General features: G+C 62.1%; 16 protein-coding genes. 13 read left to right on the top strand and 3 right to left on the bottom strand.

Annotated features, from left to right (window positions below; translation table 11 throughout):
- Positions 1–48 precede the first annotated feature (48 nt).
- From JFN90_RS07755 to hypE, 3 genes are read left to right on the top strand one after another with little or no spacing between them, the layout of a single operon-like run.
- Positions 49–279: a HypC/HybG/HupF family hydrogenase formation chaperone gene (locus JFN90_RS07755; protein WP_199394540.1), complete on the top strand. Its 231-nt coding sequence runs from the start codon at positions 49–51 to the stop codon at positions 277–279.
- Positions 276–1,367, top strand: coding sequence for a hydrogenase formation protein HypD (gene hypD / locus JFN90_RS07750; RefSeq protein ID WP_199394539.1), 1,092 nt, complete (start codon positions 276–278; stop codon positions 1,365–1,367). Before JFN90_RS07755 ends, hypD begins: the two co-directional genes overlap by 4 nt.
- Before the next feature lie 56 nt (positions 1,368–1,423).
- Positions 1,424–2,434: a hydrogenase expression/formation protein HypE gene (gene hypE / locus JFN90_RS07745; RefSeq protein WP_199394538.1), complete on the top strand. Its 1,011-nt coding sequence runs from the start codon at positions 1,424–1,426 to the stop codon at positions 2,432–2,434.
- A gap of 55 nt (positions 2,435–2,489) precedes the next feature.
- Here the strand turns inward: hypE and JFN90_RS07740 are convergent, their stop codons facing one another.
- Positions 2,490–2,762, bottom strand: a complete 273-nt coding sequence (locus JFN90_RS07740) for a PilZ domain-containing protein (RefSeq protein WP_199394537.1) — start codon at positions 2,760–2,762, stop codon at positions 2,490–2,492.
- 196 nt (positions 2,763–2,958) lie between these two features.
- Between JFN90_RS07740 and JFN90_RS07735 the strand changes: the two genes are divergently transcribed.
- Complete coding sequence (locus JFN90_RS07735) at positions 2,959–4,254, top strand: aspartate aminotransferase family protein (protein ID WP_199394536.1); 1,296 nt, start codon at positions 2,959–2,961, stop codon at positions 4,252–4,254.
- Between the two features lie 57 nt (positions 4,255–4,311).
- Here the strand turns inward: JFN90_RS07735 and JFN90_RS07730 are convergent, their stop codons facing one another.
- On the bottom strand, positions 4,312–5,157 hold the full coding sequence (locus JFN90_RS07730) for a response regulator (protein WP_199394535.1): 846 nt from the start codon (positions 5,155–5,157) through the stop codon (positions 4,312–4,314).
- A gap of 134 nt (positions 5,158–5,291) precedes the next feature.
- Positions 5,292–6,512, bottom strand: a complete 1,221-nt coding sequence (locus JFN90_RS07725; protein ID WP_199394534.1) for an ammonium transporter — start codon at positions 6,510–6,512, stop codon at positions 5,292–5,294.
- Positions 6,513–6,751: 239 nt separating this feature from the next.
- On the opposite strand from JFN90_RS07725, the gene JFN90_RS07720 reads away from it, so the two are divergent.
- The 9 genes from JFN90_RS07720 to JFN90_RS07680 all read left to right on the top strand — a co-directional run bounded on the left by JFN90_RS07720 (position 6,752) and on the right by JFN90_RS07680 (position 15,005).
- Complete coding sequence (locus tag JFN90_RS07720) at positions 6,752–7,909, top strand: acetoin utilization protein AcuC (protein ID WP_199394533.1); 1,158 nt, start codon at positions 6,752–6,754, stop codon at positions 7,907–7,909.
- The gene (locus JFN90_RS07715; RefSeq protein WP_199394532.1) at positions 7,887–8,690 is read left to right on the top strand and encodes a hypothetical protein; all 804 of its coding nucleotides are present in this window, start codon (positions 7,887–7,889) and stop codon (positions 8,688–8,690) included. The genes JFN90_RS07720 and JFN90_RS07715 overlap by 23 nt, the downstream gene beginning before the upstream one ends.
- Positions 8,691–8,710: 20 nt before the next feature.
- Positions 8,711–9,655, top strand: coding sequence for a tetratricopeptide repeat protein (locus JFN90_RS07710; protein WP_199394531.1), 945 nt, complete (start codon positions 8,711–8,713; stop codon positions 9,653–9,655).
- Positions 9,656–9,663: 8 nt separating this feature from the next.
- A complete protein-coding gene (locus tag JFN90_RS22375; RefSeq protein ID WP_199394530.1) occupies positions 9,664–9,759 on the top strand; it encodes a twin-arginine translocase TatA/TatE family subunit in 96 nt (31 codons plus the stop codon).
- Between the two features lie 58 nt (positions 9,760–9,817).
- Positions 9,818–10,222, top strand: coding sequence for a CoA-binding protein (locus tag JFN90_RS07700; RefSeq protein ID WP_199394529.1), 405 nt, complete (start codon positions 9,818–9,820; stop codon positions 10,220–10,222).
- Between the two features lie 42 nt (positions 10,223–10,264).
- On the top strand, positions 10,265–10,699 hold the full coding sequence (locus tag JFN90_RS07695) for a hypothetical protein (protein WP_199394528.1): 435 nt from the start codon (positions 10,265–10,267) through the stop codon (positions 10,697–10,699).
- 182 nt (positions 10,700–10,881) lie between these two features.
- Complete coding sequence (locus JFN90_RS07690; protein WP_199394527.1) at positions 10,882–11,712, top strand: ABC transporter ATP-binding protein; 831 nt, start codon at positions 10,882–10,884, stop codon at positions 11,710–11,712.
- A complete protein-coding gene (locus JFN90_RS07685; RefSeq protein ID WP_199394526.1) occupies positions 11,713–12,717 on the top strand; it encodes a DmsE family decaheme c-type cytochrome in 1,005 nt (334 codons plus the stop codon). It abuts the gene before it with no gap.
- Positions 12,718–12,731: 14 nt separating this feature from the next.
- Complete coding sequence (locus tag JFN90_RS07680) at positions 12,732–15,005, top strand: hypothetical protein (protein ID WP_199394525.1); 2,274 nt, start codon at positions 12,732–12,734, stop codon at positions 15,003–15,005.
- Positions 15,006–15,063 lie beyond the last annotated feature (58 nt).

Genomic DNA, 15,063 nt, shown 5'->3' with positions numbered 1-15,063 from the left:
TATGACGACGAAACGACGAACGCGGATATTGTACAAAGGAGTCCAAAGATGTGTGTAGGTGTACCGATGCAGGTGATCAGCATTGATGGCGATTTCGCCATGACTGAGGTCGATGGCGTGAAGCGCGAGGCGAGCCTGATGATGCTGGACCAGGAACTGAAGGTTGGCGATTTCGTCATCGTCCACGCCGGCTTCGCCATCTCCAAGCTGGACGAGGAAGATGCAAAGGCGACCCTGGAGTTGATGCGTGAAGTCTACTCGCCGGAGTTGATGGGATGAACTACTCGGACAGCTTTCGCGACAAGGAACTTGTGCAGGGACTGGCGCGCCGCATCGCCGAGTTGACCAAGGGGTTGGAGAAGCCCCTGGTCTTCATGGAAGTCTGCGGCACGCACACCATGGCGATCTACCAGTTCGGCCTGAGAAGCCTGCTCCCGCCGCAGGTAAAGCTTATCTCCGGCCCGGGCTGCCCGGTCTGCGTCACCCCCAACAGCTACCTCGACCGGGCCATCGCTTTGTGCCGCCTTCCCGACGTGATAATCACCAGCTTCGGGGATATGCTCCGCGTGCCCGGTTCCAGTTCCTCGCTCATGGAAGAGCGGGCGAAGGGCGCCGACATCCGCGTGGTCTACTCGCCGCTGGACGCCGTGCAGATCGCAACCAAGAACCCGGCGAAGCGCGTGATCTTCCTCGGCGTCGGCTTCGAAACCACTGCCCCCACCATCGCCGGGAGCATCTTGGCGGCGAAGGCGCAGGGACTGACCAACTACTTCGTGCTCGCCTCACACAAGACCATGCCGCAGCCGATGGCGATTCTTTCCGCCGACCCCGAACTGCAGGTCGACGGCTACATCTGCCCGGCCCACGTCAGCGCCATCATCGGTGCCGACGCCTATCGCTTCCTGTGCGAGGAGTACAAGGTGCCCTGCGTGGTGACCGGTTTCGAGCCGACCGATGTCCTTCAGGGCGTCGAGCTGCTGGTACGCCAGGCGCTGGCTGGCGAGAGCAAGGTGGAGATCCAATACTCGCGCGTGGTGCGCTGGGAAGGAAACGCCAAAGCGCAGGCGATGCTGGCCGACGTCTTCACCCCCTTCGACGCCCCCTGGCGCGGCATCGGCGTGCTCCCCGGCAGCGGGCTGCGGATCGCCGACAAGTACGCGGAGTTCGACGCCGAGCAGGCGATCCCGGTGCAGGTGGAGGAGCTCAAGGAGCACAAAGGGTGTCTGTGTGGCGAGATCCTGAAGGGAAAGGTTTCCCCCTTCGACTGCCCGCTTTTCGGCGGAAAGTGCACCCCCGAGTCCCCGGTAGGCGCCTGCATGGTCTCCTCCGAGGGAACCTGCGCCGCGGCCTTCAAGTACGGCCGGTAGGAATAATCGATACCAGTTCGACCAGTCGGACTGGTCAGACTGAAAAGGAGAATCCTTTGAATAACGACCTCATCCTCCTGGGCCACGGCAGCGGCGGGAGGCTTTCGCACCAGCTCCTCGACGAACTGATCATCCCGCAGCTCTCCAGCGTGCCGGTGGCCGGCCAGAACGACGCCGCCCTGCTCAATATCGGCGGCATCAAGCTTGCCTTCAGCACCGACTCCTACGTCGTGGACCCTGTCTTCTTCCCCGGCGGCAACATTGGCGACCTCGCCGTCAATGGCACGGTCAACGACCTGGCCATGATGGGCGCCCGCCCCTTGTGCCTCTCTGTAGGCTTCATCCTCGAGGAAGGTTTCTCCAAGGCTGAGCTGGCCAGGATCCTCGCTTCCATGCGGGAAGCGGCCGACGCTGCCGGGGTAGCCATCGTTACCGGCGACACCAAGGTGGTGCCGAAAGGGAAGGGAGACCGCATCTTCATCAACACCTCCGGCATCGGGGCGGTCGAACATAACCTGCTCATCGACGGCGCCTCGGCGCAGGTCGGAGACAAGGTCATCGTCAACGGCTGCATCGGCGACCACGGCATCGCCGTCCTCTCGGCGCGCGAAGGGCTGGAGATAGACAGTGGCATCCAGAGTGACTCGGCTCCCTTGAACGGGCTGGTGGCGGACCTTTTGCCGCTGGGTCCCGCGCTCCACGTGCTGCGCGACCCGACCCGCGGCGGCGTGGCGACCACCCTCAAGGAGATCGCCCTGCAGTCGGGCGTGACCATCACGCTGGACGAGAAGAGCCTCCCGGTCAATCCGGGGGTCAAGGGGGTCTGCGCCATCCTGGGGCTCGACCCGCTCTATGTCGCTAACGAGGGGAAACTGCTGGCCTTCGTGGCGCCGGATCAGGTCGAAGCGGCCCTGGCCACCATGCGCCGGCACCCGCTGGGGAAGGATGCAGCTATCATCGGCGAGGTCACTGAGACCTCCGCTGGCAAGGTGCAGATGGAAACTTTGGTTGGTGGAGTGAGGGGAGTGGAGATGTTGGCGGGGGAACAACTGCCACGCATCTGTTAAGGCCTGAACGGGCCCGTACCAACTCCCCTTGGGGGCAGTTTATTCCGGACCCTTCTCAGTCGAGAAGGGTCTTCTCAAATTGAAGTCCCATCCCCTGCTCGGTGATCCGGACCACCTTTGCCTTCAGGTCGCACAGTACCTGCGGCGTCAGGGTGTGGTAGATGGTCACGGCTACCATGTCGTTCAGTTCCAGCTTCCGTGCTGCCGTCACGAAGACCCCCTTCATACTGAGGTTTTCGACCTCTCCTTCGATGGTGCGGTCGCCCAGGTGAAGGTTCGCTTTCGCGTGTAAGGCCAGCCTGGCGAAGTTTCTTTTCTCCTTGTACATCGCCCCTCCTTTTTGTCCTTCATTGGTTTTCGACCGGCGTTTTCGGCACAGACGTTAGTGTAGACTAATCTTTTTTATTTGCAACAACCGCAAAAAAAACTTCTCCGGCAGGATTAACGGCCGTCTTGCGCACCCTCATGACTCTGCTATCATCTACAATTCATGTGCGGCAGTTAATGTATTGTGGGGGTGCACCATGACCGAAGACGACAGGCTGGTTCGACGGGCATTTGCAGTGATAGCTCCGCCGGCGCATCACTACTACCCGATCACCATCGCCCGCGGCAAAGGGACGGAAGTGGTGTCCATTGATGGCAGGCGCTTTCTCGACTTCTCGTCCGGGCTCGCCGTTTTGGACTTGGGGCACAACCATCCCAAGGTGATCCAAGCGGTCAAGAAACAGGTGGATCATTACCTCCACGCCGGTGGCATCTACTACAGCGAAGCGACGGTTGCGGCCGCCGAGGAGCTGACCTCGGTCACGCCCCAAGGGCTGGACATGCTTTTCTTCGGCAACTCCGGCGCCGAGGCGGTCGAGGGAGCCCTGAAGCTGGCGCGCTACACGAGCGGCCGTCAGGCCATCGTCTCCTGCACCGGCGGCTTCCACGGCCGCACCATGGGGGCCCTCTCCCTTACCAGCAGCTCCTCCGCCTACCGTAGGCGCTACCACCCGCTGGTCCCCTCCGTGTACCAGGTCAGCTATCCCGCCTGCTTCATCTGCTCGTGCGGCATGAACGCCGAAGCGTGCGGAGGGAAATGCCTGGAGGAGCTGGACCGGCTCTTCCAGCGCCAGGTGCCCCCCGAAGAAGTCGCCGCCATTATCGTCGAGCCGTTCCTCGGGGAAGGTGGCTACTACCCGGCCCCCAAAAGCTATTTGAAGGGGCTGCGCAAGATATGCGACCAGTACGGCATCCTGCTCATCTTCGACGAGGTGCAGTCGGGGATCGGACGGACCGGTAAGTGGTTTTGCTGCGAACATGCCGGGGTAAAACCCGACATCCTGGTGACCGCCAAGGCGCTCGCTTCCGGTCTGCCGCTTGGGGCGGTGGTCGCCTCCAAAGAACTCATGGACAAGTGGGATTCCCCCGCGCACGGTTCCACTTTCGGAGGGAACCCCGTCTCCTGCGCGGCCGCTCTGGCGACGCTGCAGGCGATCAAGGAAGAGGGACTTCTGGATCGGGCCTGTGCGGCCGGCGCCAAGATGGTTTCCTACCTGCAGGAAGTGGCCATGCACAACCCAAGTATCGGCGAGGTCAGGGGGATGGGGTGTATGATCGGAGTGGAATTCGTGGACGAGGCCGGCGCCGCTGACGGCAGGCTCTGTACGAACCTGATCGACGAGTGCCTGGCCAAGGGAGTGATCCTGATCGGCTGCGGTTTGCAACGCAACGTGGTCCGTCTGATCCCCCCACTAAACGTGGGCGACGCCGACCTGAAACAGGCACTGGGGATCTTCTCCGATGCGTTGGTAGAGCTGACCAGGAGGAAGTAACTGAAAGGAAGGCCCGGCAGCAGCAGGCTGTGCTGCCGGGTTAAAGGCTAGATCTGATCAGGCGGGGGGAGCCATCTGGGGGTCTCGGTACTTGTCCATGATTTCGAAGGCGCGTTTCACCCGGGAGACCACGCGGATGGTCATCACCGGCTTGGCGATGAAGTCGTGGAAGCCCGCCTTCAGCGCGCGGTGCTCCTCCTCGGGGGACGCCTTCGAAGTGAGCAGGATCATCGGAGTTCCAGCACTGGCGGGGTTCGCCTTGATGGCGCGCATCAGGGCGTAACCGTCCATCCTGGGGGTCCCAGCATCGCACAGGATCAGGTCGGGCTTTTGCGAGAAGGCAATCTTCAGACCCTCGACCCCGTCCCGCGCTATGACCACCTGGTATCCCTCCTTCTTGAGGGCTCCTTCCACGTCGCAGGTCATCGCCGAAGGATCATCCACCAGCAGGATCTTCATTTCCGCCAGCGCCTGGGCTTGGCGGTAATACTGTTTCACGGCATGGCCGATCTCTTCCGGGGCGGCCAGCAACTGCACGACCCGACGCGAACTGCACCGTTCCAGATGCCGGAGCGTCTCGCCGTCCAGCGGGTCGCCGACTGCGACAAAAAGTGTCCGGTCCTGCTGCTTGAGCGGGAACAGCTGCTTCGCGAGGGCGAGTTCGCCAGGCACCAGCGCCAGGAGCTCCGGCGAGAAGTGATCGAGTGGGATGCTCTTCACCGTCTCGAGTCCGGACTGTTGGCCCAGCGCCTCGAGCAGTTCCTCACCGGTAATCACTCCCATCTCCAGGAGCACCCCGCCAAGCCTCAAACCGCAGCTTTGCTGCCGCGCCAGGGCCCGGTCCAGTGTTTTTACCGTTATGATGCCGGATTGAACCAGCAACTGTCCCAAGGGTATCTTCATGATAAGGTACGCCTTTTAGGGTAATGAGAATTTATTAACATCGGAAATAATACAGTCTTCTCAAAAAAATACAAAACAAAAAAAAGAGGCCCCGGTTTCGGGGCCTCCATAGTGCGGTAACAGGTCGTGCCGGATCAGCGGATATGCTGCTCCGGGTAGGCGCCGATACTGTGGATGGAAAGGTCGGCACCCGCGAATTCCTCCTCCTGGCTCAGCCTGATGCCCACGGTCTTGGCGAGTAAGCCGTAAACCAGGAAGCCGTTGATCAGGGCGAAGACGATTGCGGAGAGCGAACCAAGGAGCTGCGAAACGAAAGTGACGCCGCCCAGGCCGCCCAGCGCCTCATGCCCGAAAATACCCGCGGCGATGCCCCCCCAGGAGCCGATGATGCCGTGCAGCGGCCAGACGCCCAGCACGTCGTCGATCTTCAGTTTCTCCTGCTCGATGTGGAAGCCGTACACGAAAATGACCGAGGCGATGGCGCCGGTAACGAAGGCGAACACGGGATGCATGATGTCGGAGCCGGCGCAGACGGCGATAAGCCCGGCGAGCGCGCCGTTGTGTACGAAACCCGGGTCGTTCTTGCCGGCGACGAGGGCTGCCAGCACCCCGCCCACCATGGCCATCAGCGAGTTGACCGCGACGATGCCGGAGATCTTCTCCAGGTGCCCGGCGCTCATGACGTTGAAGCCGAACCACCCTACCGCGAGGATCCAGGAGCCCAGGGCCAGGAAGGGGATGTTGCTGACCGGAATCGGGTGGGATTTACCCTTGATGTAGCGTCCCATGCGCGGTCCGAGGATCAGGACGGCAGGAAGCGCCAGCCAGCCGCCGATGGAATGCACCACCACGGAACCTGCGTAGTCGTGGAATTCGGCGCCGCCGAGCTGCTTGAAAAGCCCCTGCAGGCTGGAGCAGTGCTGCCCCCAGATCAGGGATTCGAACAGGGGATAGGTGAGGCCTGCGAAGATGGCGCCCGCCACCACCTGCGGCCAGAACTTGGCGCGCTCGGCGATGCCGCCGGAGATGATGGCCGGGATGCAGGCCGCGAAGCAGAGCAGGAAGAAGTAGTGGGTGATGTCATAACCCTGGTTCGGCCCCAGGAGTTCCTTCACCGGCTTCAGGAAACTGATGCCGTAGGCGATGGGGAAGCCGACCAGGAAGTAGACCACGGTCGAGACGGACCAGTCGGTCAGGATCTTCACGAAGGCGTTCACCTGGTTCTTCTGACGCACCGTTCCCACTTCGAGAAACGCGAATCCGGCGTGCATGGCGAAAACCATGACCGCGCCGAGCATCAGGAAAAGTACGTCGCTGCTGTTGCCAAGTGTCGTCATCGCTGACATCCCGTTCATTTGCTACCTCCGTTGGTATCTCGCTCCCCGTCGTTGGAGAACGCCACACCCTAGCAAGCACTCTGCCAAGCCGATATACCCTTGAAATAACAGAGGTGGGCTTTTTTTGCTAATGAGAGGGTCGCTCCGAATTGCCCGGAAAATAAGCAGCGATGCTTAAGGCGTGGGCAGGATTTAAAGGTTGACCTGTAAACGGCCAACGGGTAAATTTGTGCACACTTTCGCCGGAGGTTTACCCGTTGCCGCGCAAAACCGCACTCATAGCCTGTACCGACTTGTCCGGGTACTGCTACGGCGAACAGCACCCGTTCAAGGTGCAGCGCTACCGTTTGGCGCGCGACCTGATGGACGCTTACGGACTTCTGAGCCTGCCGGCGATGACCGAGGTGCGTCCGCGTCCGGTGAGCGAGCCGCAACTGTTGAGCGCCCATTCCGGGGAGTACCTGGACCGGTTGCGGGAGTTCAGCGCCGCCGACGAGCCGAGGGCCGATTTTCGCTACGGGCTGGGCGACGTAGAGAACCCCGTCTTTCCCGGCGTCTTCGATTGGGCCTGCCTCGGGGTCTCCGGCACGCTGGAGGCGGCCCGTCTGGTCGCCGAGGAGGGCTTCGCCGCCGCCTTTAATCCGCTCGGGGGGTATCACCATGCCCAGGCGGGGCGGGCGTCCGGCTTCTCCTACCTGAACGACGCCGTGGTCGCCATAAACTACCTCTTGGAGCAGGGGAAGACGGTGGTCTACCTGGACCTGGACGCCCACCACGGCGACGGCGTGCAGAACGCCTTCTACGGCGATGATCGGGTGCTCACCATTTCCCTGCACGAAAGCGGGGTGTATTTCTTTCCGGGGACCGGTTTTGAAAACGAGACCGGCGAAGGGGCGGGGCAGGGATACTCGGTGAACCTCCCCCTCCTGGCCCACACCGACGATGCTTTGTTCATGAAGGCCTTTGACGAGGTGGCCTTCCCCCTGATCGCCGCCTTCGATCCCGACGTCCTTTTCACCCAACTCGGGGCCGATACCTTCAGGACCGACCCCCTTACCCGTCTCGAGGTGACCACCCACGCCTACTCATATATAATGAGGAAGCTGCGTGCCCTGGAGATCCCCTGGGTCGCGGTGGGGGGAGGGGGGTACGACCAGATGAACGTGGCGCGGGCCTGGACCATCGCCTGGGGCATCATGAACGACCGGGAGCTCCCCCCGCGGCTTCCGGCACGGTTCGTCGAATTGATCTCGCAGCTTGGCTACCCGCACCGGATGCTCCTCGACGCCATGCACTGGGCCGAGGAGGACGACCGCAACCGGGCGCTCGACGCGGTGGAAAAAAGCATCGCCTACGTGCGCGAACACATCTTCCCGGTCCTGATCGGCGACTATGGCAAACGATACCGAACATAAGGTATTGACCGACAGCGGGGGGAGGCAGCTCTTCTCCCTGTATGACATCAACCGGTTGCCCGCCGCCGAAAAGGAGGCGATCTACCGGTCGCTGCTCCCCGAGCGCCTGCTGGAGCTGATCCGGGACCGGGGCAGCGTCGAGGTGATCGCACCTGAGGGGCTGCGCTTTCTGCGCCTAGTGGCCCGCCGGGCTCCCGAGGACCGTGATCCGGTGTTCTTCCTGGAGCTTTGCGATACGCATCATTGCCAGATGGAGCTCTCCTTCTGCACCATAGCGGATCCGATGGCGCCGCGTTACGACGTGGACCTCGACGAGTACGGAAAAAACAACCTCTTCGCGACCCTCGGGCGCAACCTGGCGGAAGAGGAACGCGCCATGGAGGCAGGGCTCTTCCCGAACCAGACCCGGCGCGGCCTGAGGATGTTCGGCGAGTTTCTGCCCCTTCTGGAGCGTTTTACTGAGGCGCTCGGGATGCCGCTCATCGTCGGTGAGCCCCTCACCTACGACAACGCGATCCGCTACGAGAAGTACGGCTTCGACTACACGGTGGGGAAGAGGCTGATGCAGGAGATCGACGCCGGTTTCGCTCCGGGGGGCGTGCTGTACCAGAGGCTGGACGGCTCCACCCCTTTCCGGCGGCCCGGGATGGAAAAAAGCGTGCAGGGGCGCAGTTGGGCCATCCACGACGGCATCCTCGACGAGCCCTGGGACGAGGTGCGCATCTACAAGACCATCGGCGTGCACGCCGGTGTTGACACGTTCCCGGGACGGGAGCGCTAGCGGAAAAAGGAGTGTGTTGCATGGAACGGGATATGACCCCCATCAATGGTGTTACTTATTATCGCCCACCGGCGGGGACCGTGGTGAGTGGGCTCGACGGCAAGGTCTCCTTTACCGTGGGGCCGGAGCCGATCCCGCTTTTGGACGACGACTACCGCGCGCTGGAGGGACAGCTTCCCGGTTACGACGCCGTCGGGCGCGGCATTTACCAGGCGCTGCGCACCGATCCCGGCTGCCGCTGCTGCGAGCTTTACGCCGAGATGCTCAAGGGATATCCGCACTACGTGTCCGAGCTCGCCAGCCACATCCTGATGCTCGGTGAAAAGGACGTCGAGGTTCCCTACCTGGAGCGGCGCGTGAAGCTTTTGCGCATCTTCGCCCTGATGGAGCCGGAGAACGCGCACTTCCCGCTCGAGATCGGGGCGACCCTTTTGGAGCAGGCCTGCCGGTTCTCGGCGCTGCACCTCTCAACGGTCACGCTGTTCAAGGCAGAGGGCTACCTGGACCGGGCCCGCGAGCTGGGAGGCGATCAGCCCCGTTGCCTCACCACCCTGGCCGAGGTTTCTTTCCTTTTAGGCAAGTACGACAAGGCGGCCTTGCTTTGGAGCCTTCTGCTGCCGCAGGTCGAGGCGAAGGCCCAGGCTGAGCTGAAGGCGCGCCTGGAGAGAATCGAGCGGGGCGAGGTGCCCCGGGTGCCCGCGGTGGACTACCTGGAAGCGATCGCGGGGGCCATGGCCCTGCGTGAGGACGGCGGTTACCAGGAGGCGACCGCGATCCTGAACGACGTCATGGCCGACGCCTGGTTCGCCCTGGAGTTCCCCATGGCCGAGATCCCGTACCTTTTGGCGCTCTGCTGCAAGGATCTCGGCGCCGCCGGCGACGCCCGCTTTTACCTGCGCCAGGCCCTGAAGATCAACCCCGATTTTGAAGAGGCCCAGGCCACACTGCAGCAACTGGAACAGTAGGAGGAGTCATGTTCGGATTCAGCCCGGCAGATTGGATCTTCATCGCCGGTGTAATGGTGGTAATCTTCTTCTTCGTCACCGTGAGCGGCATGCGCAATCGGTGATGTAACGAGCCGGCAGGTCACGCGCCGCCGGCACTTGAACCGGATGAGGGAGGTGCTTATGCAAGTTCCTGACATCAAAGAGATACTGACCAAGTACCGCACCGTCGCCGTGGTGGGACTCTCCCCCGACGCCGGCAAACCCAGCCACGAGGTGGCCGCCTACCTGAAGCGGGCCGGCTACCGCATCATCCCCGTCAACCCGGCCGTGGCCGAGGTTTTCGGCGAGAAGAGCTACCCGACCCTGGCCGAGATACCGGAGCCTGTGGAGATCGTTGACGTGTTCCGCCGCTCCGAGTTCGTGCCGGAGATCGTGGAGCAGGCGATCGCCAAGGGGGCCAAGGTGGTCTGGATGCAGGAAGGGGTGGTCCACGAGGAGGCCGCGCAGCGCGCCCGCGACGCCGGGCTCGAGGTGGTCATGGACCGCTGCATGCTGAAGGAGCACGTCAAGGCGGGGAGACGTTGATATTGTTGCTGCGTTTCGTGAGTGAAAACAGCGGGGTGCCGCATGGCCGATGAAAACGGCCGGCGCCCCGCTTCGCTGTGGCCCCTGGTCCTGCTTACCTCTTTCTCGCTGCTGCTCTGCTTCTCCAGTTACGGCAACCCGTTTCCCTTCATGGGGACCCTTTACCAAGGGGGAATCGCCCAACGCTTCGTCTTCGCCGACAGCCTGATCTCGCTTTATCTGCTGCTTGGGGTGCTCAAACGGCAGCGGCTCACCGTCTGGCTGCTGATCGGTTACAACCTGCTCGACATCTGCAACGCCTGGGTCAACCTCTCCCTTATTCCAGCGGCCGAATATGCGCGCTTGGCCGACTCTCCCGTCCCGGAAGGGGAGCTCCTTTCCTCAACGCTGCTCGCGTCCATCGCCCTGGTCCTGATGAACCTGTACATCTTCAGGGTGAGGCGGGAGTTCGATAACCCTTCTCCTTATCTTTTCTGAGTGTGACCACCCTCGCGAAGATTGTGTAAACGTTAAGTGTCCTCAAATATTCCCCCTTGCCAGCGGGCTTACAACTCTGGTAGTATGTGCGCGCTTCTTTGCAACGGCAGGTGGCATAATTTACTGGCAAAGCCGGTCTTATCACGTGCCCGGCACGATAACTCGTTCTCAAAAGGAAACCGATGTTCGAGAAGCTTAAACACGGCCTCCCCGGCTCTTTCTTTCACTCAGAGAACAGCCAGCCGGTGAACCTGCACGATACCAGGGGCGTGGGCATCAGGATCGAGCAGTTGAACAAGTCCTTCGGGCCTAACCACGTACTGAAGAACGTGAACCTCGAAATTCGGGCGGGAGAGACCTTCAGCATCATCGGTCCGTCCGGCACCGGCAAGAGCGTCCTTTTGAAACACATCGTGAAGCTGGAGACCCCGGACAGCGGCGAGATCTACATCGACGAACTCCCGATCTTCGGCGCCGGTGCCCAGCCCGCGGCGCACGATTACCGCTACAGCATGGTGTTCCAGTCCTCGGCCCTGTTCAACTCCCTCACCGTCGGGGAGAACGTCGGGCTCTGGCTCAGGGAGAAGAGGGTCTGCAAGGAGCTGCAGGTCCGCGAGATCATCAAGCAGAAGCTGGAGATGGTAGGCCTTGTGGGCAAGGAGGAGCTGCGCACCTCGGAGCTCTCCGGCGGCATGAAAAAGCGCGTCGCCATCGCCCGCTCGCTCGCGATGAACCCGGACCTGATCCTGTACGACGAGCCGACGGCCGAGCTCGACCCGGTCACCACGGACGAGCTGGCCAACACGATCCTGAAGCTCAAGGAGAGCACCAGGAACACCACGGTAATCGTCACCCACGACCTCAACTTCGCGCTGTACATCTCGGATCGGATCGCCATGATGCATGGCGGGTCGGTGGTCGAGATCGGCACGCCGCGCGAGATCAAGAAAAGCGAGAATCCCATCGTGCGCGGCTTCATCTACACGACGACCAAGGGGATAAGGGGGGAATAGATGTCAGCACGTCTTCTGCGCCGCGGCAAATTCGTGATCCTCATGGCGCTTTTCCCCCTTCTGTCGGTCTCCTGCGCCGATCTCAAGCAGAGTAAACCCATCCTTCCCATCCGCGACTACGAGAAGATGATCGTAGGGCGCCTCGACGCCGAGTACGTCGGCACCAACAACTGCGTCTCCAAGTGCCACGCGCACGACAAGATCACCCATGACTTCAGCCACAGCGTGCACGGTGAACAGATCAAGCCGGAGACCGGCCTGCCGCTGGTCAACTGCGAATCGTGCCACGGTCCCGGCAGCCTCGCCATCGCCCATTTAAGCGACGACCGCGAGGAGAACACCCGCCTCAAGAAGAAGTGCGACACCTCGACCTTCCTGGACATCATGCACCTGCCGCCCCAGGCCCAGGCCCTGCTTTGCCTGAAGTGCCATTCGGCCGCCTCGATCCCGGTGCTCTCCCACTGGAACGCCAGCCCGCACGCGCTGCACGACGTGGGGTGCCTGGACTGCCACAAGCTGCACCAGGGGCCGCAGCAGAAGGTGAGCCGGCAGCAGATGTCCGAGATGTGCTTCACCTGCCACCCCGAGGTCCAGGCGGAAAATGCCCTGTTCTCGCACCATCCGCTGCGCGAGAAGAAGATGTTCTGCGTGGACTGCCACGAGGTGCACGGCTCTACCCAGGACCGCCTGCTCAAAGGGAATACCCCCAAGGAAACCTGCACCAGGTGCCACATGGAAAAACAGGGGCCCTTCGCCTTCGAGCACGGTGACGTCACCGAGAACTGCATGAACTGCCACACCCCGCACGGGTCGGTGAACAACCACCTGCTGAACGCCGCCATGCCGTTTCTGTGCCTGCAGTGCCATACCGGGCACCTAGCCACGGACAACCAGCCGGGGCTGAAGCAACTATTCGTCAACCGCTGCACGGACTGCCATTCCCAGGTGCACGGCACCGATACCCCCTCTCCGGCCATCACCGGCAGGGGCACGCTGCGCCAGTAACAGAAAGGAGCCGGATGGTGGAAAAACCTCTCATATCAACCGTCGTCTCGCCTCTGCTGCTTTTGCTGCTGGCCGCCGGGGGAGTGGCTGCCCAGGACTTGGAGCCGCTTCCGGCGGCGAGCCAGGAGGCGCCCGCGGCTGCCGAAAAGGATGCTCCCGCCGATGAACCTGCCGCCACCGCCACGGGCGAGGAGCAGCAGAGCGATCTCCCCCCTCCTGCCGCCACGGAAGAGGCGCCTGCCGCAGGCGCGGAGGTCCCCCCCGCCGTAACCGAGGAGCCCGTCGCACCGCCGCAGATCGAGGGCGCACCACTGTCGGAGGACGAGCGCCAGGTGGAAGTGCTGGAGCAAAAAGGGGGCTCGCTCGGCTACAACTTCATTTTCGGGGACGGGTACCGCGGGCGAGCCGTGGAGTACGGCTTTCTGAAGTCCAGCCGTAGCGGCGGGCTCTTCTACCGGCACATGGAGAAAGACACCAACCTCGAGCTGGAAGGGTTCTACCTTAACGAGAACGATTACCACGCCGACCTGCTCATGGACTATAAGGGCGATTACCGCCTGCATCTGAGGACGGAATCTCTGTACCACAACCTGGACCGGGAACTGCTGTTCCCCGCCCGTTTCGAGGCGGGTAGAACGGATGACCGCAACTCGCTGGCTGAATACATACCTCTCCAGGACCCGGTTGCGAACTACGGCGTGAGCGTGGTACAGGACCGGGCGGATTTCCGCTACCGGCTGCATAACTACCCCCTCCACGTAAATCTTGGGTACTGGCGCTACGTCAAGGAAGGGACCATCCAGCAGCGCTTCGCCGATACCGCCTTCGAGGGGGCCACCAACAAGATATACGCCCAAGCCCGCCGAGTGGATCAGCAGATCCAGGAAGGGCACGTGGGTCTTGACTCCCACCTGGGACCGGTCGACCTCGTGTACGACTTCAAGGTGCGTTACTTCGAGGACCGGATGCCGATCCCCGTGGACACTTATGCACAACGTAACAAGTTCAACGGTACTCCCGACTTCTTGAGCCAGTTCCCTTCAGGTTTGCCGCGGCAGCACAACGAAAACCCCGACAGCAGCTTCTTCTCCCACACCGTGAAGCTGCACACCTCGCTGGCCGGCGGCCTTGTCGGCTCCGGCTCGTACAGCTTTGAACAGCGCGAGAACCTGTCGGAGCTAAGTGATACCAGCGGCGTCCGTCACATGAAGAGCTACCTGCAAAACGCGGCGGGGGACCTCATCTATACCCCCAGCCGCGAGTACACCTTCGCCCTCAAATATCGGCGCCAGGAGATCGACTACAACAAGCGCGGCCCCCTCAGCAACAGCGCCTTCACCGATCCGGTCATGGTCGTCAAGGCGCCCAGTGAAACCACGCGGGACCTGATAACCGGCACCTTCTCGTACCGTCCCCGCCTGGACCTCGCGCTGGTCGGCGAGTACCGGGGCGACTTTCTGCGCAGGGACAACGTGGCTGAGCTGCCAACGGAGACAACCTGGGGGCTGCCACAGAGCACCTCGACCCACACCGGGTCGCTGTCGGCGTACTATCGCCCCGTGAAGGGACTGAGGACCAGCGCCCACTACAGTTATGCCAGCGCCGAGCACCCCGCCTACGGCGCTTCCTTTCAGAACCGCCAGGAAGCGAAGCTGTTGGCGACCTACACCGTCAACAACCGCTGGGGGCTCACCAGTCACGCCATCTTGCGCCGTGACCAGAATGACGAGGTGAGAAAGTACCTGGTGAACTTCCCGTTCGAGCCGCTCTCCTTTTCCCTGGCGCCTTTGACCTCCCGGAGCACCAACAGCGAGAACGCGAACATCGGCGCCTGGTGGGTGCCGCTGCAGGGGCTCACGGTAGGGGCAACCTATTCGTACCTGCACCAGGAGGTCGAGCAGGGGATTCTCTTCACCGGTGTAGTTGTCGGCAGCCAGGCTGTTTCGCAGTTTTCCAGTATGTCCCATGTCTATGGTGTCAACGCCTCGTATGCGCTGACCGAGAAGAGCGATTTAGCGGTGGCGGCACAGCAGATCAGGTCCTCGGCCGCTTTCAGCCCCAGTGACAAGAGCTTTTCGCTGACCAGCAGCACCGACGGCATCAAGGAGATCACCGCGCAGGACACCGTGATCACGTCATTGTCGACACGCGGCGAGTACCGCTTTACCAGCGCGCTTTCCACCACGCTGGAATATTCGTTCAACGACTACAACGAGCTGAAGTCCGCCTACAAGAGTTACAGTGGCACCGTTCACACCATCGTCGCCGCCGTGGCGGCCAAGTGGTGACCAAGGGGTAGCGTATCAAGACACTGGTCCGTTCCATACTTCTGCTTCTGCTGCTTTG

It is taken from the genome of Geomonas propionica (assembly GCF_016458235.1).
Taxonomy (GTDB): Bacteria; Desulfobacterota; Desulfuromonadia; order Geobacterales; family Geobacteraceae; genus Geomonas; species Geomonas propionica.
The sequence above is the reverse complement of the archived record's forward strand: the minus strand, read 5'-3'. Positions and strand labels throughout refer to the sequence as shown.